This window comes from Streptomyces sp. R818, from assembly GCF_056172735.1.
In genome coordinates this window covers 786,170-808,840 of sequence record NZ_JAOCNE010000014.1, presented here as the reverse complement: position 1 = coordinate 808,840, position 22,671 = coordinate 786,170, and the positions used below count along the sequence as shown (strand labels likewise).

Below are 22,671 nucleotides of genomic sequence, written 5' to 3'. Positions count from 1 at the left end.
GCGCACATGCCCGGCCCCGTCACGGCTTCCTCGCCGTGTGGATGTTGTAGCGCCATGCCTCCTGGTGGCGGTACATCTCCACCCCGCTCATCGCGTTGATCAGCGAGTCGCCGTACCCGAACCTCTCGGCGACCCCGTACGGCAGCGCGCCGAGCACCGCGAACGCCCGCAGCATCGGCAGGACGTGGGCCGTGGCGTCCAGGGTCGCGTCGACCACGAACCCCGCGTCGGTGAGAAGCCGTTCCAGGTGACCGTGGTGCAACCTCAGCATCGCGGGCATCGCCGACAGCTCGCAGACCCGGCGCAGCGCCCGGTCCGCCTCCGGAGTGAGCCGGTCCGGCGGAGTGCTCGAGTACTCGAACATCACCAGGCGGCTCCCGGGCCGCAGCACCCGGTGGAACTCGGACAGGGCCGTCTCCGGGTCGGCGGAGTGGACGAAGGACTCCATGGTGTAGAGGCCATCGAAGGAGTCCGCGGCGAACGGCAGCGCGTGGTAGTCGGCGACCAGGAACCGTGTCCCGCCCCGGACGTGCCGCAGCCGCCTCGAACGTCCGCGGGCGAGGCCGATGTCCGCCTCGATGCCGTCGATCCCGGTGACGAGCGCGCCGGTCTCCCGGGCGACCGTACGGGCCACGTCGCCGACCCCGCAGCCCGCGTCGAGGACGGCGGACGCCGCGGGCACCGCCAGTTCGCGCGCCGCGACGGCCTCCATGCGGCGCAAGGCCGCACCGAAGGCCCAGGGTGAACCGCCGGGCTCGTACCAGCCGAAGTGCCGGGTGCGGCCGAGCAGCATGGCGTAGCCCCAGCGGGACTCCCAGCGCCGGTAGTAGGGCAGGACGCGTTCGCGGTAGTCGGCTCCGCTGTCCATGGGCTCGGTCATTGCTTGCCACCTTCGGTCGGCTTCCGGCGGGCGGGTACGTGCCCGGTGAACGACTCCGTCACCACCGGGTCGCGGCCGGGGCAACACCCGCGGTGGCGCCGCAATTCGGCCGTATGAACGAAGATGCCCGCCCTTGACGTTCGGGTGCCCGATATCCTGGCGCGATGGCGGACAGAACCGGCGGCGAGCCGCAGATCGACGGGCGCTCCACCCGGTGGGACGAGCACAAGGCGCAGCGTCAGGTCGAGCTGGTGGACGCGGCGGTCGCCCTCATCGAGGAGGAGGGAGCGCGGTTCCGGGTGCAGCGGCTCGCGGAGCGGGTGCGTCTGCCCCGCTCGGTGCTGTACCGGCACTTCAAGGACCGCGCCGATCTGGACGGGTTGATCCGCCGCCGGGTCGTGGAGTCGTTCATGCGGCGCATGGAGCCGACGCTCACCTTCGACGGGACGATCGAGGAGGCGGTGCGGCGCGTGGTCGGCGCGCACCTCGACTGGGTGTCCCAGCATCCGCGCCTGTACGCGTTCATGGGCGTCGGGGAACACGCGATGGGCGACGGGTCGCTGGTCGCGGACACGAAGACGGCCATCGCGATGATGCTCAGCGACCGGTTCGGTGACGTGCTCAAGGCGCTCGGGATCAGCGAGGCGCCGATCCGTTCGGTCGCGATCGGCATCGTCGGCTTCGTCGACACCTCGGTCAACCAGTGGATGCGGGACGAGCGGCGCGAGCAGTCCGAGGAGGAGCTGCGCGCGATGCTGTGCCGCTCGGTGTGGGCGGTTCTCGACGCCACGCTGAGGGATCTGGGTGTGAAGCTGTCCCCGGAGCAGCGGGTGGCGGACCTGGAGCGGGCCTGACCCCGCTCCGTGTCCCCCGGGATGATCAGCCGCGTACCGCCGGGACCGCCTCCGCCGCCCGCCGCAGGGACTCGGTGTCCGTGAACTTGACGCGCGGGCGGCCCTGCGCCTCGCCCGCCGCGCGTTCCGCCCGGTCGATCGCCCGCCAGGCGTCCAGGTCGAGCGCCCGCGTCGTCGTACGGACGGCGCGTGCGGGTGCGGGCGCGGTGAGGCGGCCTGCGGCGAAGTCGTCGAGGAGCGACTCGACGGTCTCCTGGGCGCAGGTCTTGTTGGTGCCGATGAAGCCGGTAGGGCCGCGCTTGATCCAGCCCGCGACGTAGACGCCGGGCTCGACCCGGCCGCCGTCGTGCGGCACGGTCGCGCTCGCCTCGTCGAAGGGCAGCCCTGGCACGGGCCGGGCGCGGTAGCCGACGGAGCGCAGGACGAGGCCGGTCTCCAGGGTCTCGGTGTCGCCGGTGGGGCGGGCGCGGACGGTGCCGTCGGCGTCCGTGTGCAGCTCGGTCGGGGTGATCTCCAGGGCGCGTACGGCCGTCTCGCCGACCAGCCGCACCGGGCTCGTCAGGAAGCGCAGGACGATGCGGCGGCGGCCCTCGACCGGTGCACGGGCGGCCAGTTGCGACAGGAGCCGGGTCTTGTCGGTCGCTTCCGCGTCGAGCTCCTCGGGCCAGCCCTCGACCAGCACGTCCACGTCCTTCAGAGCGGACAGCGCGAGGAGTTCGGGGACGGTGAACGCCGCCTGGGCGGGTCCCCTGCGGCCCAGGAGGACGACCTCGCGGACCTTGCTCGTACGCAGCGCGGCGAGGGCGCGGTCGGAGATGTCGGTGCGGGCCAGGGTGTCGGGGTCGGCGGTGAGGATGCGGGCGACGTCGAGGGCGACGTTGCCGTTGCCGATGACGACGGCGCGCTCGGTGTCCAGGGGGTAGGTGTCGTGGGCGCGGTCCGGGTGGCCGTTGTACCAGCCGACGAAGTCGGTGGCGGAGACGCTGCCGCGCAGGTCCTCGCCATCGACGCCGAGGCGCCGGTCGGTCGCGGCGCCGACGGCGTAGAGCACCGCGTGGTGCTCGCGCAGCAGCTCGTCGTGGGTGAGGTCGGTGCCGATCTCGACGCCGAGGCGGTAGCTGAAGCCGGGCTGCGACTCGATCGTCCGGAACAGCCGGGTGACCTGCTTGGTGTCCTGGTGGTCGGGGGCGACACCGGCCCGCGCGAGTCCGTACGGCGTCGGCAGCCGGTCGTGGACGGTGACGCGGACGCCGGGGTGGCGCAGCAGTTCGTCGGCGGCGAACATCCCGGCCGGGCCCGCGCCGATGACGGCCACGGACAACTCGCCGTCGGGTACGTCGCGTTGGCGCGGCACGACGTACATGGGGGTGCGGTCGCTGTGCGGGTTGCGCTTGTAGTAGTCGGCGTTGAGCTGGAGGAACGGCAGCTCGCCCGCGCCGAGTTTCGTGTGCGGCTTGAGCGCGTCGACGGGGCAGGCCGTCGTGCAGGCGCCACAGTCCACGCAGGTGCGCGGGTCGACGTAGAGCATCTCGGCCGTGCCGAAGCCGGGTTCGCCCGGCGCGGGGTGGATGCAGTTGACCGGGCAGGCCAGCACGCAGGAGGCGTCGGCGCAGCAGGATCGGGTGACGACGTACGGCACGGCTGGCTGGTCTCCGTTCGGGGACGTTCGAGGAAGAGGAGCGGCGGTCTTTCAGTCGGTGTGCAGGGCGGGCTCGCCGCGGAAGCGGGCCGGGCGGCCGTCGATGCGCAGGGCCCTCCACACCGGCCGGGACACCTTGTTCATCAGGCCGATGTCCTCGGCGAGCATCCGTACGTCGGAGAAGAGGTCGTGGAGCATCTTGCGGCCCGCCTCGGACTTCCAGAAGACGTCCTTGACCACCCAGGCCGGGATGCCGACCTGCTCGGCGGACTTGCGGTCCGGGATCATGATGACGTCGCACAGGACCCGCATGATCAGCGGGAAGAGGACGGACAGGGCGCCGCGCCGGGCCTTGCGCATGTGCGGGACGCGAAGCCGCAGGAACTCGTGGGCGAAGGAGATGTGCCGCGCCTCCTCGGCTATGTGGATCTGCATGATCCGCTGCGGCAGGGGGTGGACGGGTTCGCCGCTGCGCAGGGCCGACTTCTGGAGGTGGTCGATGGGCTCCTCGCCGGCGAGGATGCCGGTGAAGAACGCCTCGGGGTAGAGCGATCCGGCCAGCGGCAGGAAGCGGCTGACCTTGCGGAACCAGCGCTTGCCGCCCGCGGTGTCGACGCCGGTCCGGTTGACCAGCTCCTGGAACATCTGGGTGTGGTGGGTCTCCTCGGTGATCTCGTGCGTGAGGTAGCGGAACTCCTCGTTGCGGTTGCCGAGTTCGTAGAGGTAGTCGAGGGCGCCGCGCATGAGGATGTTCTCGAACTGCATGCCGACCTTGGCGATCACCGCCCAGCGCCAGATCCCGATGCGGATCTGCGTCTCCAGCGGCTGTTCCTTGTACCAGGGGTGGGCGCCGAGGGCGTCGGCGCTGGTGAGGACCCAGCGCGGGTCGCTCAGGTCCACGGCGAACTCGGGGTCGTCCCACGCGATGTCTTTGAAGGCGTTGAAGTTGACGTTCACGGAGCCCTCGGACAGGGTCCGCAGGCGCTCGTCGTACAGCTTCCTGGTCAGGTTCGCGGTCATCATCGTCCTCGGTTCCTGTTGTACGGCCGTACGGTCAGGCGGCGCGGGTGGGGGCGTCCTGGGCCACGCCCGCCTTCTCGAAGCGCAGGGGGCTGTCGTCGAGCGGTGCGTCCTGGAGCAGGGCGCGGTCGCGGTAGTAGTTGTTCCACAGGCGCCAGGGGTCGCGGGTGCCCTGGCGCGGCATGACCTCGTTGGCGCGGGCGATGTAGCCGGAGGTCAGCGCCTCGCCCATGACGGAGAACTCCGAGCGGTCGCTGTCGGAGGCCACGGGGGTGGCGATGGCGTGGCCGTGGCGCCGCATGTGGGCGAGGAGCCGGGCGGTGTAGGCGCCCGCGAGGTCGGCCTTCAGGGTCCAGGAGGCGTTGGTGTACCCGATGACGAGGGACATGTTCGGGACGCCTTCGAGCAGGACGGCCTTGTAGAGGACGCGGTCCTTGACGTCCACGGGCTCGCCGTCGACGGACAGGGCCATGCCGCCCATGAGGCGCACGGTCAGGCCGGTGGCGGTGACGATGATGTCGGCCTTGATCTCCCGGCCCGACTTCAGCCGGATGCCGTCTGCGGTGAACGTGTCGATCTGGCCGGTGGCGATCGACGCCTCGCCGCGCTTGAGCACCTTGAACAGGTCGCCGCCGGGGACGACGCACAGACGCTGGTCCCACGGCTTGTACTTCGGGCTGAAGTGGCGCATGTCCACGCTCTTGCCCGCCTGGGCGCGGACGAGGCCGAGGAGCACCCGGCGGGCGAGGCGCGGGTACTTGCGGCAGAAGGCGTAACTGCCGCGCTGCAGCGCGATGTTGCGGGCGCGGACGACCTTGTGCGTGAGCCGGGCCGGGGCGTGCAGCTTCTGCATGACGGAGGTCAGCGGGTCGACCTCCGGCAACGCGAGGACGTACGTGGGCGAGCGCTGCACCATGGTGACGTGCGCGGCGCCGCTGCCGGCCATCGCGGGCAGCAGGGTGATGGCGGTGGCGCCGGAGCCGATGACGGCGACGCGCTTGCCGGTGTGGTCGAGGTCCTCGGGCCACTGCTGCGGGTGGACGAGCGTGCCCCGGAACTCCGCCTCGCCGGGGAACCGCGGCCGGTAGGGGGTGTCGTAGTCGTAGTAGCCGGTCGCGCCGACGAGGTAGCCCGCGCTGTACGTCTCGCGGGCGCCGGTGGTCTCGTCCTCGGCCTCGACGGTCCAGCGCCCGCTGTCGTGCGAGAAGTCGGCGCTGAGCGCGCGGCGCCCGAAGCGGGTGCGGTCCAGGATGCCGCCGTCGGCCGCGGCGTCCTCCACGTACTGCCGGATCTTCGCGCCGTCGGCGAGGATGCGCTTGTCGCGCCACGGGCGGAAGCCGAAGCCGAAGGTGGGCATGTCGGAGTCGGAGCGGATGCCGGGGTACCGGAAGAGGTCCCAGGTGCCACCGACCCGGGCGCGGCGCTCCAGGACGACGAGCGAGGCGGCCGGGTTGTCGCGCAGGACATGGCGGGCGGCGCTGATGCCGGATATGCCGGCGCCGATGACCAACACGTCGACGTAAGTGACGGAGGTCTCGGGGGTGGCGTGGGTCTGCTCCATCGCGGAGGGTCCTCACTCTCGCTCGCGGGCCCCCGGGAGAGGCAGGGGCGGAGGTGCGCCCCGCCCCTCGGGGCACGGCAGTTGCTCAGACACGTGGTTCCACTTCTGCGTGTAAAGGCAACTTACCTGCGACACGGTGTTTCAGATACCCTCGGTAACGTGTTCTGGGTCACATCATCGCATGAGCGCCCGCCGCCTCCCGGGGTCGGAGACGCCGAGACCGGTGCGCGGGGCGAGGCCGAGCACGCCGACCTTGCCCGTGTGCAGGCTGCGCTGGACCAGGCGGGCGGCCTCCCGCGTCTCCTCCAGGGGGTACGTCGCCGAGAGCGCGGGGCGCAGCAGGCCGAGCCCCAGCAGACGCTGCATCTCGTTCAGTTCGGCCAGGTTCACGCCGTGGCTGCCGATGATCCGCTTGAGTCGCATCCACAGGAACCGGTTGTCGAACTCGTGCTGGTAGCCGGTGGTCGAGCCGCACGTCACGACGGTGCCGCCGCGCCCGACCACGTACACGGAGACGCCGAAGGTGGCCCGTCCCACGTGCTCGAACACGATGTCCGGGTCCGCGCCGACGGCGCTTCTGATCAGCTTGCCGAGGCGGCGGCCGGGGACCGCCGGATCCTCGGGCACGGTGCCGTCGAGGCCGACCTCGCGGCGGTCGATGACGACGTGGCAGCCGAACTCCCGGGCCGCGCGCGCCTTCTCCTCGCTGCCGACGACGCCGACCGCGATGCCGCCGCCGCTGCGCACGAGCTGCGCCGCGTACGCGCCGAGGCCGCCCGAGGCGCCCCAGATCAGCACGACGTCGCCCTGTTTCATGCGGGCGCCGCGTTCGCTGACGAGCATCCGGTAGGCGGTGCCCGCGCACAGCGGGTTGCTCGCCGCCTCCTCCCACGTCAGGTGGGCGGGCTTGGGCAGGAGCTGGTTGGCGCGGGCGACGCAGTAGTGGGCGAGGCCGCCGAAGTTCGTCTCGAAGCCCCAGGCCAGCTGGGAGGGGCCCATCATGCCGTCGGCGTGCCCCGCCGGGTCCTCGTCGTCGACGTACACGGGCGAGACCACGACCCGGTCGCCGACCCGCCAGCGCCGCACCCCCGCCCCTGCCCGGACGACGACGCCCGACGCGTCCGAGCCGATGACGTGGTGCGGGGCGTCGTGGCGCGCCGCCCAGCCGCCGTCGCGGCCGAACTTGCGCAGGAAGGAGAAGGTCGGCACCGGCTCGAACATCGCCGACCAGACGGTGTTGTGGTTGATGCCGCTCGCGAGGACGGCCACGAGTACCTCGTCCGGGGCCAGCTCCGGCATCGGCACGTGGCCGAGGTGGATCGACTTGCGGACGTCCTTGTCGTCGACGCCGCTGAACGTGTCCTGGTCCTCGGCGCGCAGATGGGCCGCCAAGTAGTGCGTCGGCACGGGCAGTTCGGCGAGCGTGGCGGCGGGGGCGTCGGCCACCACGGCCGCGGCGAGGGGATCGGCTTCCATGGCGTTCCTTTCGGGCTTGAAGGGGCGGACAGTGATCAAGGGCTGGTGGGCAGTCCGAGTCCGGCGGCGAGCGTCGGCCACGACGCCTTGAACTCGCCCTGCCAGGACGACCAGGCGTGCGAGCCGCCCGTGTACAGGTGGGTCTGCGCGGGCACGCCGAGGGCGGTGAGGCGGCTGGTGAACTTCCGGGCCTGCGCGTACAAGGTGCCTTCCAGGACGGCGCCCTGGAGGTTCCCGTAGTCGTCGCTGGGGATGCCGCTGCCCTGGGAGACGTACAGGCGGGTGCCTTTCAGTTTCTCGGCGAGGGCGTACGGGTTGTGCGCGGTCCAGTTCGAGCGCTGGAGCAGCGGGTCGCCCCACAGCAGTCCTGGCAGTTGCAGCTCCCGGGCGACGATCGCGTTGACGACGGTGACCATGCCGAGCGCCGTCGTGTCGAGAACCCCGCTGTACGAGGCCGCCGCCGCGAACGTGCCGGGTCTGCGCGCGGCGAACGCCAGCGCCCCGTAGCCGCCCGTCGACACCCCGGCGACGGCCCGCCGCTCCCCCGCGTGGAACTCGGTGCGGAGCAGTCGCATGACCTCGTCGACCTGGAACGTCTCGTAGTCGGGGCTGCGGCGGCCGAGGTTCCACCAGTCCGTGGGGATGCCGGTGGCGCCCGACGACGGCATGACGGTGATGACGTCCTGCCCGGCGAGAAAGGACTCGATGTCCGTCTCCCGCGTCCAGGACGTGTAGTCGTCGTGCGCGCCCTGGAGGAGGTACAGGACGGGCCGCTCGCGGTCGGGATCCTCGGCGTACGAGGCGGGGAGCAGGACGCGCACCGGTACGTCGGCGCCCACGGCCGGCGACCGTACGGTCAGGTCGACGGTCCGCGCGTCGAGCCACTTCCGGGCGATGATCTGGGCGCCGTCGGCGGCGGTCGCGGCCTTCGCGGTGACGGCGGGGGCGCCCTGGGCGGGGGACGCGCCGAGTGCGCCGCCGGTGAGGAGGAGCGCGGCGGTGGCGGTGCAGGCGGCGAGCCGGGTGCGGCGGGGTCCGAGGGGCATGGCGGCTCCAGAGGTGAGGGGATTCAGGGGAGGCGGGGTGCGAGGGCGCGCAGCAGGTGCTCGGCGAGGACGTCCACCACCGGGGGGTCGAGCAGGGCCAGATGGTGTCCCGGCAGCGGGGTCACGGTGAGGTCCGTGCAGTACGCGTCCCAGCCGAGGGCGGCGTCGGTGCGCTCGTAGCGGCGGTCGCGGACCGTGTGGGGGGCGGGGCGGGTGGCCCGGTGGAGCAGGGTGCGGCCGTCGTAGCGGCCCGGGGTGTGGCGTTCGCCGCTGCGCAGGTCCAGGTAGGAGGTGCGCTGGTGGGCCAGGACGGCGGCGGGCAGCTCGACGGCCTGTTCCAGGATCTTGAGGACGAGGTCGATCTGGCCGCGGTCGTCGAGGTCGGCCAGTGCGTCGTACGGGAGCGGGAGTTCGGCCCCGTAGGCGGTCCGGATGTACGCGGCGAAGCCCTCGAAGCGGCGCCGTGCCTCGCCTGCCGGGCTCTCGTCGGGCGGGGCGGGCAGCGGCAGCACCGAGTCGATGAGGACGAGCGCGTCGACCTCCCCGTGCGGTGCCAGCAAGCGCGCCGCCTCCTGCGCGACGACCCCGCCGTAGGACCAGCCGCCCAGGGTCCAGGGCCCGTCGGGCCGCACCGTGCGGATGCGGCGCGCGAACTCCTCGGCCCGCCCCGCCACATCGTCCGGCCGCTCGACCCGGTCGAACCCGAACACGGGCCGCGACCCGTCGAGCCGCTCGGCCAGCCGCCCGTACACGGCGGATGAGCCGCCTGCGGCGTGGGCGAGGAAGAGCGGGGGGTGGGGGCCGGTGCCGGGGAACGAGCGCAGGGGGCCGGGGGTGCCGAGGGCCGGTTCGGCGGAGTGGGCGAGGGCAGCGGGGGGCCTGGGCGCGAGGCCGGTGTCCCCCGCGAAGAGCCTGGGCGCGGAGCCGGTGTCCCCCGCGCTGTCGAGCAGCGTCCCCACCCCCCGCAACGTGCCCTGCCGCAGCAGTACGCCCGCCTCCAGGGCCACCCCGAACTCGTGCTCCACGGCTGTGCGGATGCGGACCGCCGTGAGGGAGTCGAGGCCCAGGTCCGTCAGGGGGACGTCCGGGTCGAGGCGGTCGGGGGCGTAGCCCATGACATGGGCGATCACCGTGCGCAGGCGGTCGAGCGGGGTGGTCGGCGACGTGGGTGCGGCCGCCTCCGGGACCGCCGGCTCCTCGGGCGCCTCGCCCACCCAGAACCGGCGGTGCTGCCACGGCGGTGAGGGGACGTCGATGATCCGGCCGGTGCGGTGCAGCGTTTCGCGCGCCGCGGGCACCCGTACACCGTGCACGAGGAGCGAGGCGAGCGACGAGCGGAACGTCAGCGCGTCGTCGGTGCCGCGGCGCAGGGTCGGCAGCACCAGCGGGCGGTCCACGCCCGCGTCCTCCAGCGTCCGGGTCAGCGGATGCAGCTGCGTCGGGTGCGGGGCGACCTCGACGAAGACGCGGTGCCCGTCCTCGGCGGCGGCCCGCACCGCCTGCGCGAACCGGACAGGGCGGCGGGCGTTGGCCAGCCAGTACGCCGTGTCGTACGGGTCGGCGGCGCGCGGGTCGTCCAGGACCGTCGAGTAGCGGCGGCACTCGGGCCGCGTGTGCCGGATGCCGCCGAGCTCCCACGCGAACTCGGGGAGCAGCGGTTCGACGTCCAGTGAGTGGCCCGCCGCCGTCACGGGCATGGCCCGCGCGAAGCCGCCCTCGGCGGTCACCTTGGCGACGAGCGCCTCCACGTCCGAGGCCGAGCCCGTCACCACGCACTGCGCGGGCGAGGCGTGCACCGCGATGTTCAGGGACCTCAGTCTCCCGGCGAGGCGGGTCACGGCCTCGGCCGGGAGGTCGACGACCGCCATCAGCCCGCCGCTCAGCGTGGCGAGGAGCCGGGAGCGCACCGCGACGATCCGTGCCCCGGTCGACGGGTCGAGGGCGCCCGCCGCGACGGCCGCCGCGATCTCGCCCAGGGAGTGCCCGATGACGGCGGCGGGTTCGACACCGTAGGACCGCCAAAGTTCGGCGAGCGCGACCTGGAGCCCGTACAGGACCGGCATGACGACGGTGAGGGAGGACAGGTCGGCGTCGGGCTCGGTCGCGGCGCGCAGGGAGACCCCGGCGTGTTCGCGCAGGACGGGTTCGAGCCGGTCGACGGTGGCCGCGAACACCGGTTCCGTGGCGAGAAGTTCGCGCCCCATGCCGGGCCACTGCGACCCGTAGCCGGAGAAGACCCAGACGGGTCCGGGCGCGCCGGTGGTGAGTGGAGCGCGGTCGGCCGTGACCAGGTGGGTGTCGGGGGCGCCCGCCGCAAGGCGGTGCAGGGCCGTCGTGGCGGACGCCGGGTCCCGGCCGACCACGGCGGCGCGGCGGCGGCCGCGTCCCGTGCGGCCCGTCAGCGTGCGGGCCAGGTCCGTCAGGCGCACGCCGCGACCGGCTCCCGAGCCGAGCCAATCGGCCAGGGCGCCCGCCTGCGCGCGGAGCCGTGCGTCGGTGGGCGCGTCGAGCAGCAGCACGGAGGGCTGCTCGCCGTCGGCCGACGAAGGGGCGGGCACCGAAGCGCCTGTCGCCTCCCGGTACTCGGCGAGCGCCACATGCGCGTTCGTGCCGCCGAAGCCGAACGCCGAGACGCCCGCCGTCGCCGTTCCCGAGTAGCGCGGCCACGGTTCGGGGTCGGTGACGACGCGCAGGCCGAGCGCGTCGAGGTCGACGTGCGGGCCCGGCTCGGTGAAGTGGAGCTGGGGCGGCAGTTCGTCGTGGTGCAGCGCGAGAACGGTCTTGATGAGCCCGGCGATCCCGGCGGCGGCCTCCAAGTGGCCGAGGTTGGTCTTCACCGAGCCGAGGAGCAGGGGTTGTGCGGGGTCGCGGTCGCGGCCCAGGACGGCGCCGAGCGCGCCCGCCTCGACCGGGTCCCCGAGCGGTGTACCGGTGCCGTGCGCTTCGACGTAGTCCAATAACTGGCCTTCCAAGCCGTGCACTTGGTTGAGCAGGGCGCGTTGCGCGGACGCGTTCGGCGCGGTGAGCCCGTTCGAGCGGCCGTCGGAGTTGACGCCCGTACCGGTGATGACGGCGAGGACGCGGTCGCCGTCGCGCTCGGCGTCCGCGAGGCGCTTGAGGACGACGACGCCGCAGCCCTCGCCGCGCACCATCCCGTCGGCCGCCGCGTCGAACGCCTTGCAGCGTCCGTCCGCGGCCAGCGCGCCCGCCCGCTGGAAGCCCAGGGTCACGGCGGGCGAGAGCAGGACGTTGACGCCCGCCGCGAGCGCCGTGTCGGACGTGCCGTCCGCCAGACTGCGCACCGCGTGGTCGACGGCGACCAGCGAGGACGAGCAGGCCGTGTCCACGGCGAGGCTCGGCCCGCGCAGATCGAGCGCGTACGAGAGACGGCCGGCGGCGATGCTCAGCGCTCCCCCGGGCGCGGTCCACGGCGTCACCGCCTCCGGCCGGGCGGCGGTGAGGTGCGCGTACTCGGTTCCGCTGATGCCGACGAACACCCCGGTCCGCGTCCCGGCGAGGGAGGGCGCGGGCAGCGCCGCGTGGTCGAGCGCCTCCCGGGTCACTTCGAGGAGCAGGCGCTGCTGCGGGTCGAGGGCGACCGCCTCGTCGGCGCCGATGCCGAAGAACTCGGCGTCGAAGTCGGCGATGCCGTCCAGGAAGGCGCCGTGCCGGCTGAGATCGGCGGGCAGGACGGACCCGGGCGGCACGAACTGCTCCCAGCGCCCCTCGGGCACCGTCCCGACGGCGTCCCGGCGCTCGCTGAGCAGCCGCCAGTACGCGGCCGGGGAGTCGGCCCCGCCGGGGAAGCGGCAGCCGATCCCGACGACGGCGACAGCACAACCGGCGTGCGCAGCAGGCTCGTTGAGCGGCTCGGGCATCTCGTCCGTCGTGAGCGCCGCCACCAGCGCGCCCGGCGTCGGCGTGTCCCACAGCAGTGTGGCGGGCAGGCGGCGCCCCACGACGTCCCCGAGCTGCGCCGTGAGGGCGACGGCGTCCCGCGAGGTGAGGCCGAGCTCGGCGAGCGGACGGTCGTCGCCCACCTCGTCGGGCGCCACCCCGTACCACTCGCCGAGCCGCTCGACGAGCACCTCGCGCACCCGCTGAGCGGCGCTCACCGCGGCGTCCCCGCGCGCAGCTCACCGGAGAGGAACCGCTGCCGGCACGCCGCGCGGGCGATCTTGCCGCTCGACGTCCGGGGCACCGTCCCTGCGGGTACGAGGACGAGTTCGGCCAGGCGCAGACCGTGCCGGGTGGCGATGGCCGCGCGCGCGGTGACCGAGGCGTCGCACGCGGCGGCCTCGTCCGGGGCGGCGGCACCCCGCCGCGTCTCCGCCACGACCACCAGTTCCTCGCCCTCCGCGCCGTCGTCGCGGGGCACGAGGAACGCGGCGAGGCGGTCCCTGCGGACCAGCCCGACCGCCGACTGCACGGTCTCCTCGATGTCCTGGGGGTAGTGGTTGCGGCCGTCCACGATGATGAGGTCCTTGAGCCGCCCGGTCACCAGGAGCCTGCCGCCGTGCAGGGCGCCGAGGTCGCCGGTGCGCAGCCATCCGTCGCGGAACGTCTCGGCGGTGCGCTCGGGCTGCTTCCAGTAGCCCGCGCCGACGTTGGGGCCACGGACCTGGATCTCGCCGACCCGGTCCTCGTCGAGCACGGTCCCCGTCTCGGGCGCGGCGATGCGTACCTCCTGCCCGACGGGGCGCCCGCAGTCGGCGAGCCGTACGACCGGCTCCGCCGCCGCGTCGGGGACCTCCTCGATCCGGCCCGCCGCGAGGGCGGCGGCGCTCGCCCGCACGGTCGCCGCCGGACGGCCCGGCGGGTCGGCCGTCACGAACACGGTGGCCTCGGCGAGCCCGTAGGCCGGGCTCATGGCCGCCTCGGGGAGCCCTGCCGGGCCGAACGCGGCGGAGAACCGCTCCAGCGTGCCCGGCCGCACCGGTTCGCTGCCGTTGAGCAGCGTCGCCACGCGGTCGAGGCGCAGCCCGGCGGCCTCCTGCGGATCGACGCGGCCGACGCAGTAGTCGTACGCGAAGTTGGGCGCCGCGCTGATCGTCCCCGGATAGCCGCCGAGCAGCCGCAGCCAGCGCACCGGGCGCTCCAGGAACGCCACCGGGTCGAGCAGGACGGACGCGTACCCCGTGCAGACCGGGGCGGCGACGCTCAGCACGAGCCCCATGTCGTGGAAGAGCGGCAGCCAGCCCACCGAGGTGTTGCGTCCGGGTGCGATGCCGAGGGCGGTGACGGCCTGGCGGGCGTTGGCGACGACGCCTGCGTGCGTCACCATCACGCCGGACGGGGTGCGGGTGGAGCCGGACGTGTACTGCAGGTACGCCACGTCGTCCGGGGCGGCCCGGGGCAGCTCGGCCGCGGGCGGTGCCTGCGGGAGGCCGTCCGCGGCGAGCACCGGCAGGCGCCCGCCCGTGAATGTCTCCGCCGAGGTGCGGGCCGCGTCGTCGGACAAGGCCAGTACGCAGGACGGTTCGCAGTCGTCGAGGACCGCCCGCAGCCGTCCGGCGTGGCCCGGCAGGTCGGGCGTGAAGAGCGGCACCGCGATCACCCCGGCGTACAGGCAGCCGAGGAACGCCACCGCGTACTCCAGGCCCTGCGGCAGCAGCAGCGCGACCCGGTCGCCGGGCCGCACCGTGGACACGAGCTGCCCGGCGAGCGCGCGGGCCCGCGTGTCCAGACCGCGCCAGCTGAGGCTGCGGTGCAGTCCGGGCGAGTGCGGATCGGGGAATTCGACGAAGGTGAAGGCCCGCTGGTGGGGGCGGTCGTGGGCCCATTGCCGCAGCCGGTCGGTGAGCAGCGGCTCGGGCGTGGGCGCGGGCGTCAACGTAGCGGTCATCTCGGCTGCTCCCTGCGTGACGGAGGGTGGGGACGGGCAGTGGTGACGGACCGTGCGGCCAAGGCCCCAGGTTGGCTGCCGTGGGACGGCTGAGAAAGACGAGGCGCTGACAGTTGTGGTGAGACGGACTGTCAGCGAGGTGACAACGCGTCCGGCGTGATTCGGCAGCCGGCGCAGGAGAGCGCGGCACGTTCGCGCGCCCACAATCCATGGGGCGCGCAGAGACGTGTGCCGAGACCGAGGACGCGACCTGTGCGATCGACCGAGGGGCGGGGCGGCCATGCACCGGGGAAGACTGTCGGCGCTCCTCGCCCTGGTGTCCGTGGCCGGGTTCCTGACCACGCTCGACAACACCGTCATCAACGTCGCCCTGCCCACGCTCCAGTCCGAACTCGGCTTGTCGGTCGGCGATTTGGAGTGGGTGGCGAGCAGCTACGTGCTCTCCTTCGGGGCGCTGCTGCTCGCCGGAGGGCGCCTCACCGACCTCGTCGGGCGCCGCGCCGTGCTCGCCGCCGGGCTCGTCGTGTTCACCCTCGCCTCGGGCGCGGCGGCCCTGGCGGGCAGCGGCGCCGCGCTCATCGCGGCCCGTACGGTCCAGGGCGCCGGAGCCGCGCTCACCATCCCGGCCTCGCTCGCGGTCGTCGCCGCCGATCTGCCGGAGCGGCGCCGCTCGACCGCCGTGGGGCTGTGGACGGCGGCGCTCGCCGTGGCGCTCGCGCTCGGCCCGGTCATCGGCGGCTTCGTCACCGAACACTGGGGCTGGAGCTGGGTGTTCCTGCTCAACGTGCCGTTCGGGGCGCTGGCCCTGTTGCTCGTACCGGCGATCCCGTCGGCCGGCCGTGGCCGCGCGGGCCGCCTGACCGCGCTCCTCGACCTGCCCGGCGCGACGCTGTCCGCCCTCTCCCTGTTCCTCCTGACCTACGCCCTGGTGAAGGGCGGCGAGGACGGCTTCAGCACACCGCCCGTCCCGCTGTGCCTCGGGCTGTCGGCGGCGACAGGTGTGGCCTTCCTGGTGGTCGAGGCGCGCACCGCCCTGCCCCTCCTCGATCTGCGGATGCTGCGCGACCGGCTCCTGGTCGGCGGGGTCGCCGCACAGGTGCTCTGGGGCATGGGCGTCAACGGCGTGTTCTTCTTCACCGCCCTCTGCCTCCAGCAGGTCCTGGGGTTCTCCCCGGTCGAGGCGGGCCTCGCGTTCCTGCCGCTGGCCGGTGCGCTGCTGCTGTGCACGCCGTTCGCCGAACGGGCCGCCCGGCTCATGGGCGGCGCCCACCGTTCCATCGCCGCCGGTCTGGCGCTCGTCGCGGTGGGCCTGCTGCTGGTCGCCCAGGTGGGCGCCGGTGCCGCCTACGCCGACCTGCAGCCCGGCCTCGTCCTCATCGGCGTCGGCTCGTCCCTGACCACCCCGCTGACCGTACGGTCCGTCGAAGCGGTCCCCGCCTCCCGCACCGGGACGGCGTCCGGCCTGGTCAGCGCGGCGCGTGAGATCAGCGGCGTGTTCGGCGTGGTCCTGATCGGCATCGTCCTCACCCGCACGGAGCGCGCCGCGCTGCGCGACGGCGCCGATCCGCCCACGGCGTTCCTCGACGGCTACGACACCGGGCTGCGGCTGGCGGCCGCGTGTGTGTCGGTGGGCGCCCTGGTCACCGTCATGACGCTGCGGCGCAGGGGCCGTCACCGCCGTCGCGGAGGTCCGGCGGAGCGCGCACGGACACTTCCGTCGCGCGCGGTGCGGGGTGGCGGATGACACCTGCGCGGGGTGGCGGATGACACATGCCGCTCACTTGTGTCCGCCCGCGCAGAACACCCATGTGTGTTGTCACCCCGGTGACCAGAACCACCGCCGCCTCGCCCGCACGCGCGGAACGGGCGGCCGCGTTGTCACTCGGGTGACAGAGCGCACCGTCGAATCTGTGTGTCCCCGACGGGGCGCGTCCGGCGACCGGGCAGTATCGTCGCCGAGCCCCTGATGACCCCACGCGCAGAGGGAGCCCCATGGTCGACGGAGCCCACACCACGGCCGAACGCCCCACGGCCACCACCGCGTTCCGGTCCTTCCCCGCCGAACTCCACGAGCAGTTGCGGCCGTTCCTCGGCGACCTCACCGACGACGTCGTACGGGCCATCAGGACCGAGATCGCCGAGTACGCCCGGCCGATGGACGAGACGTACATGCACGTCGTGCACCGCGGTGTCGAGCAGGCCCTGGAGGGTTTCCTCGCCCGGGTCGCGGACTCCGAGACCGACTGGGAGGACGTCAAGGCGACGTACCAGCGCATCGGGCGCGGCGAGGCCGACGAGGGCCGCAGCCTGGACTCGTTCCAGGCCGCGTTGCGGCTCGGCGCCCGCGTCACCTGGCGGCGCGTCAGCGAACTGGTCCAGGCCGACCGGCTCCCGCCGCACGTCCTCGTCGCGTTCGGCGAGGCCATGTTCCTGCACCTCGACGAGATGGCGGCCGCGACCACCGCCGGGTACACGGAGGCGCGGCTGCACACGGCCGGTGAGCTGCAGCAGCGGCGCAGCCGGCTGATCGACCTGCTGACCGTCGATCCCCCGGTCTCCCCCGAGGCCATCGCCGACCTCGCGCACACCGCGCAGTGGCCGGTACCGAAGGAGATCGCCCTCGTGGTGGCCGAGGGCCGGGGCGAGGCGGTCCGCCCCATCGTGCCGCCCGAGTTCCTGGCCCGCTTCGAGGGGCAGTCCGGCGTCGTCGTCGTACCCGACCCGGAGGGTCCCGGACGGCAGCGGGCGATCACCGCCGCGTTACGGGGCCTGCGCGCCGCGCTCGGCCCGACGGTCGCGCTCGACGAGGGCGCCCGCTCCCTGCGCTGGGCCCGCGACGCGCTCGACCTCGTACGCCGTGGCGCGCTGCCCGCCGCCGGGCTCGTCCGCTGCACCGACCACCTCGCCACGCTGCTGCTCTTCCGCGACGAGGACCTGGTCGACGCGCTCGCCCGCCAGCATCTGGGCCCGCTCGACGCCGTCCGCTCCCCGCAGCGCGAGCGGCTCGCCGAGACCCTGCTGTGCTGGCTGAGCTGCGCCCGCAACGCGAGCGAGGTCGCCCAGCGCCTCGCCGTGCACCCGCAGACCGTCCGCTACCGGCTGCGCCAGCTGGAGGAGGTCTTCGGCGACCGGCTCCGCGACACGACGGCCCAGTTCGAGATGCAGCTCGCGTTACGGGCCCTGAGTCTGCGCCACCCGCCGAACGCGGCCGGGGCGCCGGCGAGCAGCAAGGGGGCGTGAGCCCGGCGCCCGCCTGCCGCACGTCAGCGCCTCACCGCCGGGCCGCCTCACCGCCGGGCCGCCTCACCGCCGCCAGAACAAGTGGTGCGTCACGCCGCTCGGGCTCGGCACGACCTCCAGGTGGAAGCGGTCGCGCAGTTCGTGCGGGGAGTCCCAGAGCCGGAGCCCCGATCCGAGCTTCACGGGCGCGACCGCCACGTGCAGGGTGTCGACGAGACCGGCGTCGAGGAACTGGCGGACGGTGGTGACGCCGCCGCCGAGCCGGACGTCCTGGCCCCCCGCCGCCTCGCGCGCCCGCTCCAGGACCGTCACGGGGTCGCCGTCGACGAAGTGGAACGTGGTGTCGGAGAGGCTGAACGACGGACGCGGGTGGTGGGTCATGACGAACACCGGGGTACGGAACGGCGGCTCGTCGCCCCACCAGCCCTGCCACTCGTGGTCCTGCCAGGGACCGCGCTGCGGCCCGAACTTGTTGCGGCCCATGATCTCGGCGCCGATGTTCCTGGCGAAGTCCCGGGTGAAGTAGTCGTCGAGGCCCCGGGTGCCGCCGGGCTCCGTGCGGTTGGGCCAGCTCGCCGTGGCCCCGGCCCACGAGAACAGCCGCTCGGGACGGTCCACCCCGAACGGCCGCTCAAGGCTCTGGTGCACACCGGCGGCGATCCCGTCGGCCGACACCATGAAGTTCATGACTCTCAGCAGTTGCTCTCGCTCCACGGGCCTGCCCGTCCGTTCTGTCGTCCGGCTCCTGTCGCGCTGCGCGATCAGGGTGCGGGAATGCCCCGCACATCACGACGTCGAACGGGGAGCGGCCGGATCGACAACCGCCCGCACCTCAATCCGGACTGCAGCCGCGCACGATCGACGCGATGACATCGTCGAGCCCGCGGTCGTCCGTCTCCGGCAGCGGCACGCCGCTCACGGCCAGGCTGACGTACCCGTGCAGCGGGGCGAACACCGTCAGGGCGACGTGCTCCAGGGGGCCTTCCCTGACCTCCCCGCGCCGCTGCCCGGTGCCGACGAGCTCCAGGCCCTGCTCGATCCACCGGCGCGCGGCGTCCCCGAGCGCCTGGGACGCCTCCGGGCTGTGCTTGGCCGAGAACATCAGGTCGAGCAGGGCGGCGTTCGCCAGGGAGAAGCCGACGTAGGAGCGGGCCATCGCGGCCAGGCGCTCGGGGAAGGCCGGCCCGACACCGTCCCGGGACGCCGCGAGCGTCTCGGCGAGCCGCTCGAAACCGGTCAGGGCCAGCGCGTCGAGCAGCGCCTGCTTGGAGCGGAAGTGGCGGCTGGGCGCGGCCGGGCTCACGCCGAGGTCGCGGGCCAGTTCCCGCAGGGACAGCGCGCCCGATCCCCGCTCGCGCAGTGTGTGCTCGGCCCGTTCGAGCAGGGCGGCGCGGAGGTCTCCGTGGTGGTAGGGGCGCTTCGTCATGGCGTCAGCCTAAACCGGACACGATGCATGTAGACGTTGCATACATTGTGATCGGTGCATACATTGGAGGCGGGCCCCTACCTGTGGCTCAGCGGAACTCAGCGGACTCAGCGGGACGACCCAGGAGGAGCGCCATGCCGCGCACACCCATCGACATCACCCTGCCCGACCTCGGCGGGCGGCGGGCGCTCGTGACCGGCGCGAGCGACGGCATCGGCCTCGGCATCGCGACGAGGCTCGCCGCGGCCGGGGCCGAGGTCCTCCTGCCCGTACGCAATCCCCGGAAGGGACGGGCGGCGGTCGACAAGATCACTCAAGCGGTCCCCGGGGCCGACGTGTCCCTGCACACCCTGGACCTGTCGTCCCTCGACTCGGTCGCGGCGCTCGGCGACACGCTGCGCGAGGACGGCCGCCCGATCCATCTCCTCGTCAACAACGCCGGGGTGATGACCCCGCCCGACCGGCAGACGACCGCCGACGGCTTCGAGCTGCAATTCGGCACCAACCACCTCGGCCACTTCGCCCTGGTGGCCCATCTGCTGCCCCTGCTGCGCGCCGGGCGGGCCCGGGTGACCTCGCAGATCAGCGTCGCCGCGAACCGCCACGCCATCAACTGGCAGGACCTGAACTGGGAACGCTCGTACAACGGCATGAAGGCCTACAGCCAGTCGAAGATCGCCTTCGGCCTCTTCGGCCTCGAACTGCAGCGGCTCAGCACGGTCCACGACTGGGGCATCACCAGCAACCTCGCCCACCCCGGAGTCGCCCCGACCAACCTGCTCGCCGCGCGCCCCGAGGTCGGCCGCGCCACGGAGACCGGCGGCAGGAAGCTGATCAGCGCCCTCTCCCGGCGCGGCATCCTCCTCGGCACCGTCGAGAGCGCCCAGCTCCCCGCCCTCCACGCGGCGACAGCGCCCGACGCGCTGCCCGGTCGCCTGTACGGGCCGAGCGGGCCCGGGCACCTCGGCGGACCTCCGGCCGAGCAGAAGCTGTACTCCCGCCTGCGCGACCCCGAGGAGGCACGACGCGTCTGGCGCGTCTCCGAGGAGCTGACCAAGGTGTCCTGTCCCGGCGGTTGAAGGGGCCTGACGGTGCGCGGCGCGCAACGTCAGGCCGCTTGCACCACGTCGTCGGCCGGAAGGCTGCGCGCCGCCACCATGAGGTCCGCCTGCCCGAACAACAGGGCGTAGCCGCTGGGGAGTTGCGCCAGGATGCGGTGGAGCAGCTCCTTGTCCACGGTACGGGCGAGGACGCCCAGGACGGATCCGACGTGCCAGCGGGTGGTGGCGTACGGCGCGTCCGTGGCCTCGGCGAGCGCCTTGACGAAGGCGTGCGCCGTCAGCGGGCGCGGAGCGGGCAGGGCCTGGGTGAAGTGCCGGGCGGCTCGCGGCGGCAACTGGCGTGCGAGGTCGACGCGTTCGTCGCCGACGATCTGCTGACCGAGCGCGTCGAGGACGGTCGCGGTGACGCGCTCCGCCTGCTCTGTGGTGGCGTAGGCGCCCTGGTACCGGATCTGCTCCAGCAGGGCGGAGTCGGAGCGGTTCGCCGTCGCGGACGGCATCGGGAGCGAGGCCGGGGCAGGGGCGGGCGTCAGGGTCGGGCGGGGCGCCCGGGCAGGGGTCGGGGTCGGGGTGGGCATGGGAGCGGTGGCCTTTCACGCATCGCACGGCTGACCGCCGGGGGCCGCGCACGTCGCCTGGAACGGGCGGGCGTCCGGCCCCCTGCGGTCAGCGGGGTGGGCGGGGGTGGTGGGAGTCGCGGGGACTCAGGAGGACAGCTGCCTGGGCCCGCCGTCGCTCGCGCGGCTGATGTTGATCTTGCGCGGCTTGGCGCGCTCGGCGATCGGGATGCGCAGCGTCAGCACGCCCGCGTCGTACGTGGCGTCGATCCGCTCGGTGTCGAGCGAGTCGGCCAGGACCAGCTGCCGGGAGAAGACCCCCATCGGCCGCTCGGAGAGCTCCAGTTGCACGCCCTCGCCGGTCACGGCCGGGCGGCGCTCCGCCTTCACGGTCAGCATGTTGCGTTCCACGTCGATGTCGACGGCGTCGGGGTCGACCCCGGGCAGATCGAGGGCGATGACATAGGCGTCGCCGTCGCGGTAGGCGTCCATCGGCATCTGCGAGGGCTTCGACCACGTACCGGCGCCTGTGGCGAACAGCTGCTGGGCGAGTCGGTCGAACTCACGGAAGGGGTCAGTGCGCATCAGCATTGTCGCTACACCTCCAAGGTTCCAGGGCATTTCCTGCCTCATGCGCTGCACCTGCCATCGTTGTAGCATGTCATCGGAACGATGACAAGTGACTCTGTCAGCGAGGCGATGACACTCGCAGGGCACCCGCAGGAGGAGCAATCGTGGCCAAGCCCCCGCACCCGCACCCGAACCCGCACCCCGAGGCTTCCGACTCCCCGGCCCCGGGCTCGCAGGCCCAGGACTCGCAGGCCCCCGATTCCTTCCATGCCGCCTACGCGGCGCTGCAGGACATGACGCGTTCCGCGCGCCGCGCGCACGACGACGCTCCCGCCGTCCCCGCTCCCGGAGTCGACGCCGCCCTGGACGCCCTGATCCTCCTGCGCGAGCTGCGCGGTCAGATCGCGGGCTGGGAGGCGTCACTGATCGAGACGGCGCGGGACGCGGGCGCCAGCTGGGCGAGCCTGGCCCGGCCCATGGGCGTCAACAGCCGCCAGGCCGCCGAGCGCCGCTACCTGCGCCTGCGCCCCGGCGCCCCCGGTTCGACCGGCGATCAGCGCGCCCAGGCCGTCCGCGACGAACGCGCCGCCGACCGCCACGTCACCTCCTGGGCCCGCGCGCACGCCGGCGAACTGCGCCGGCTCGCCGGTCAGCTCGCCGCCCTCGCCGACCTTCCGAGCACCGCCCAGCCACCGCTCGACCGCGTCCGCGAGGCGCTCGGCCACAGTGACGCGGCCCGGCTCCTCGGCCCCCTCGCCGACCTGCGCACGCACCTCACCGACCACCCCTCGCTCGCCCGGCAGGTCGGCCGCGCCCTCGGGCACGCGGACGCCGAGCGCGCCGCCGCCACCGCGCGACGCGAACAGGCGCAGTGAAGCGTGGCGACCGGGAATGGACCTGGCCGAACCGCGTCGGCGGCTCTACGTTGCGCCTATGACCGAGCTGCGCACACGCAAGTACGAGCGGTGGTTCCACGCCGCGGACGTCGACGGCGACGGCGCGATCACCCGGCAGGACGTCGTCCTCATGAGCGAACGCTACGTCCAGGCCCGCGGCATGCTCCCGGACGCCCCGCAGGCACGGCAGATGTACGAGACCATGCACCGGTTCTGGGAGTCCGTCGTCGCCCCGTTCGACACCGACAAGGACGACCGGGTGACCTCGGCCGAACTGACGCAGGCCTTCACCGCCGCCTTCTCCGACCGCGCCCGCTACCCGGAGGAACTCGCCCCGGTCGCCGACCACTTCTTCGACCTGGCCGACAGCGACGGCGACGGCGCGATCACCCGCACCGAGTTCACCCACATCTTCGGCAGCACCGGCCGGGCCGACGACGCCGAGTGCGCCGAGGTCTTCAACGCCCTCGACCTCGACGCCTCAGGAGCCCTGAGCCGCGCCGAGTACCACAAGGCGGCCTCCGAGTTCTTCTACGGCGACGACCCCGACGCACCGGCGAACCACCTCTTCGGCCGCCTCGCCTGAGGCCGCGCCGACCC

Annotated in this window: 18 protein-coding genes; 6 read left to right on the top strand and 12 right to left on the bottom strand. The window is 73.5% G+C overall.

What is annotated here, in order from left to right; genetic code table 11:
- Nucleotides 1-19 precede the first annotated feature (19 nt).
- Nucleotides 20-880 (bottom strand): class I SAM-dependent methyltransferase, encoded by an 861-nt coding sequence (locus tag N5I75_RS35480; protein WP_476684270.1) that lies wholly within the window; start codon nucleotides 878-880, stop codon nucleotides 20-22.
- A 164-nt stretch (nucleotides 881-1,044) separates the two neighbouring features.
- On the opposite strand from N5I75_RS35480, the gene N5I75_RS35475 reads away from it, so the two are divergent.
- Nucleotides 1,045-1,734, top strand: coding sequence for a TetR/AcrR family transcriptional regulator (locus N5I75_RS35475; protein WP_476684269.1), 690 nt, complete (start codon nucleotides 1,045-1,047; stop codon nucleotides 1,732-1,734).
- Nucleotides 1,735-1,759: 25 nt separating this feature from the next.
- Here N5I75_RS35475 and N5I75_RS35470 read toward each other — a convergent pair whose 3' ends face one another.
- The 7 genes from N5I75_RS35470 to N5I75_RS35440 form a co-directional block, all read right to left on the bottom strand.
- Nucleotides 1,760-3,373, bottom strand: coding sequence for an FAD-dependent oxidoreductase (locus N5I75_RS35470; protein ID WP_476684268.1), 1,614 nt, complete (start codon nucleotides 3,371-3,373; stop codon nucleotides 1,760-1,762).
- A gap of 51 nt (nucleotides 3,374-3,424) precedes the next feature.
- Complete coding sequence (locus tag N5I75_RS35465; protein ID WP_476684267.1) at nucleotides 3,425-4,396, bottom strand: AurF N-oxygenase family protein; 972 nt, start codon at nucleotides 4,394-4,396, stop codon at nucleotides 3,425-3,427.
- A gap of 31 nt (nucleotides 4,397-4,427) precedes the next feature.
- Complete coding sequence (locus N5I75_RS35460; protein ID WP_476684266.1) at nucleotides 4,428-5,954, bottom strand: flavin-containing monooxygenase; 1,527 nt, start codon at nucleotides 5,952-5,954, stop codon at nucleotides 4,428-4,430.
- A 174-nt stretch (nucleotides 5,955-6,128) separates the two neighbouring features.
- A complete protein-coding gene (gene ccrA / locus N5I75_RS35455) occupies nucleotides 6,129-7,430 on the bottom strand; it encodes a crotonyl-CoA carboxylase/reductase (RefSeq protein ID WP_476684265.1) in 1,302 nt (433 codons plus the stop codon).
- A 35-nt stretch (nucleotides 7,431-7,465) separates the two neighbouring features.
- Nucleotides 7,466-8,476: an alpha/beta hydrolase gene (locus N5I75_RS35450; protein ID WP_476684264.1), complete on the bottom strand. Its 1,011-nt coding sequence runs from the start codon at nucleotides 8,474-8,476 to the stop codon at nucleotides 7,466-7,468.
- 23 nt (nucleotides 8,477-8,499) lie between these two features.
- A complete protein-coding gene (locus tag N5I75_RS35445; RefSeq protein ID WP_476684263.1) occupies nucleotides 8,500-12,591 on the bottom strand; it encodes a beta-ketoacyl synthase N-terminal-like domain-containing protein in 4,092 nt (1,363 codons plus the stop codon).
- The gene (locus N5I75_RS35440; protein ID WP_476684262.1) at nucleotides 12,588-14,321 is read right to left on the bottom strand and encodes a fatty acyl-AMP ligase; all 1,734 of its coding nucleotides are present in this window, start codon (nucleotides 14,319-14,321) and stop codon (nucleotides 12,588-12,590) included. The genes N5I75_RS35445 and N5I75_RS35440 overlap by 4 nt, the downstream gene beginning before the upstream one ends.
- A 280-nt stretch (nucleotides 14,322-14,601) precedes the next feature.
- Here N5I75_RS35440 and N5I75_RS35435 point away from each other — a divergent pair, with 280 nt between their 5' ends.
- Together N5I75_RS35435 and N5I75_RS35430 are read left to right on the top strand one after the other, a co-directional pair.
- Nucleotides 14,602-16,065 (top strand): MFS transporter, encoded by a 1,464-nt coding sequence (locus N5I75_RS35435; protein ID WP_476684261.1) that lies wholly within the window; start codon nucleotides 14,602-14,604, stop codon nucleotides 16,063-16,065.
- Nucleotides 16,066-16,313: 248 nt separating this feature from the next.
- The gene (locus N5I75_RS35430) at nucleotides 16,314-17,561 is read left to right on the top strand and encodes a PucR family transcriptional regulator (protein WP_476684260.1); all 1,248 of its coding nucleotides are present in this window, start codon (nucleotides 16,314-16,316) and stop codon (nucleotides 17,559-17,561) included.
- A 63-nt stretch (nucleotides 17,562-17,624) separates the two neighbouring features.
- Here N5I75_RS35430 and N5I75_RS35425 read toward each other — a convergent pair whose 3' ends face one another.
- Both N5I75_RS35425 and N5I75_RS35420 read right to left on the bottom strand, forming a co-directional pair.
- Nucleotides 17,625-18,248 carry a dihydrofolate reductase family protein gene (locus tag N5I75_RS35425; protein ID WP_476684259.1) on the bottom strand — a complete coding sequence of 208 codons (624 nt, stop codon included), beginning with the start codon at nucleotides 18,246-18,248 and terminating at the stop codon, nucleotides 17,625-17,627.
- A 145-nt stretch (nucleotides 18,249-18,393) separates the two neighbouring features.
- A complete protein-coding gene (locus N5I75_RS35420; protein ID WP_476684258.1) occupies nucleotides 18,394-18,987 on the bottom strand; it encodes a TetR/AcrR family transcriptional regulator in 594 nt (197 codons plus the stop codon).
- 134 nt (nucleotides 18,988-19,121) lie between these two features.
- Here N5I75_RS35420 and N5I75_RS35415 point away from each other — a divergent pair, with 134 nt between their 5' ends.
- A complete protein-coding gene (locus tag N5I75_RS35415; RefSeq protein WP_476684257.1) occupies nucleotides 19,122-20,066 on the top strand; it encodes an SDR family oxidoreductase in 945 nt (314 codons plus the stop codon).
- A 29-nt stretch (nucleotides 20,067-20,095) separates the two neighbouring features.
- Here N5I75_RS35415 and N5I75_RS35410 read toward each other — a convergent pair whose 3' ends face one another.
- Complete coding sequence (locus tag N5I75_RS35410) at nucleotides 20,096-20,626, bottom strand: DUF2267 domain-containing protein (RefSeq protein ID WP_476684256.1); 531 nt, start codon at nucleotides 20,624-20,626, stop codon at nucleotides 20,096-20,098.
- 126 nt (nucleotides 20,627-20,752) lie between these two features.
- Nucleotides 20,753-21,196, bottom strand: a complete 444-nt coding sequence (locus N5I75_RS35405; RefSeq protein WP_476684255.1) for an Hsp20/alpha crystallin family protein — start codon at nucleotides 21,194-21,196, stop codon at nucleotides 20,753-20,755.
- Between the two features lie 143 nt (nucleotides 21,197-21,339).
- On the opposite strand from N5I75_RS35405, the gene N5I75_RS35400 reads away from it, so the two are divergent.
- The gene (locus tag N5I75_RS35400) at nucleotides 21,340-22,050 is read left to right on the top strand and encodes a type III effector protein (protein WP_476684254.1); all 711 of its coding nucleotides are present in this window, start codon (nucleotides 21,340-21,342) and stop codon (nucleotides 22,048-22,050) included.
- Between the two features lie 58 nt (nucleotides 22,051-22,108).
- A complete protein-coding gene (locus N5I75_RS35395; protein ID WP_476684253.1) occupies nucleotides 22,109-22,657 on the top strand; it encodes an EF-hand domain-containing protein in 549 nt (182 codons plus the stop codon).
- Nucleotides 22,658-22,671 lie beyond the last annotated feature (14 nt).

What these genes read in the sequence shown, in the direction of transcription:
- N5I75_RS35480 (WP_476684270.1), bottom strand. Translation starts at nt 880, where the DNA reads ATGACCGAGCCCATGGACAGCGGAGCCGACTACCGCGAACGCGTCCTG.
- N5I75_RS35475 (WP_476684269.1), top strand. Translation starts at nt 1,045, where the DNA reads ATGGCGGACAGAACCGGCGGCGAGCCGCAGATCGACGGGCGCTCCACC.
- N5I75_RS35465 (WP_476684267.1), bottom strand. Translation starts at nt 4,396, where the DNA reads ATGATGACCGCGAACCTGACCAGGAAGCTGTACGACGAGCGCCTGCGG.
- N5I75_RS35460 (WP_476684266.1), bottom strand. Translation starts at nt 5,954, where the DNA reads ATGGAGCAGACCCACGCCACCCCCGAGACCTCCGTCACTTACGTCGAC.
- ccrA (WP_476684265.1), bottom strand. Translation starts at nt 7,430, where the DNA reads ATGGAAGCCGATCCCCTCGCCGCGGCCGTGGTGGCCGACGCCCCCGCC.
- N5I75_RS35450 (WP_476684264.1), bottom strand. Translation starts at nt 8,476, where the DNA reads ATGCCCCTCGGACCCCGCCGCACCCGGCTCGCCGCCTGCACCGCCACC.
- N5I75_RS35440 (WP_476684262.1), bottom strand. Translation starts at nt 14,321, where the DNA reads ATGACCGCTACGTTGACGCCCGCGCCCACGCCCGAGCCGCTGCTCACC.
- N5I75_RS35435 (WP_476684261.1), top strand. Translation starts at nt 14,602, where the DNA reads ATGCACCGGGGAAGACTGTCGGCGCTCCTCGCCCTGGTGTCCGTGGCC.
- N5I75_RS35430 (WP_476684260.1), top strand. Translation starts at nt 16,314, where the DNA reads ATGGTCGACGGAGCCCACACCACGGCCGAACGCCCCACGGCCACCACC.
- N5I75_RS35425 (WP_476684259.1), bottom strand. Translation starts at nt 18,248, where the DNA reads ATGAACTTCATGGTGTCGGCCGACGGGATCGCCGCCGGTGTGCACCAG.
- N5I75_RS35420 (WP_476684258.1), bottom strand. Translation starts at nt 18,987, where the DNA reads ATGACGAAGCGCCCCTACCACCACGGAGACCTCCGCGCCGCCCTGCTC.
- N5I75_RS35415 (WP_476684257.1), top strand. Translation starts at nt 19,122, where the DNA reads ATGCCGCGCACACCCATCGACATCACCCTGCCCGACCTCGGCGGGCGG.
- N5I75_RS35410 (WP_476684256.1), bottom strand. Translation starts at nt 20,626, where the DNA reads ATGCCCACCCCGACCCCGACCCCTGCCCGGGCGCCCCGCCCGACCCTG.
- N5I75_RS35405 (WP_476684255.1), bottom strand. Translation starts at nt 21,196, where the DNA reads ATGCTGATGCGCACTGACCCCTTCCGTGAGTTCGACCGACTCGCCCAG.
- N5I75_RS35395 (WP_476684253.1), top strand. Translation starts at nt 22,109, where the DNA reads ATGACCGAGCTGCGCACACGCAAGTACGAGCGGTGGTTCCACGCCGCG.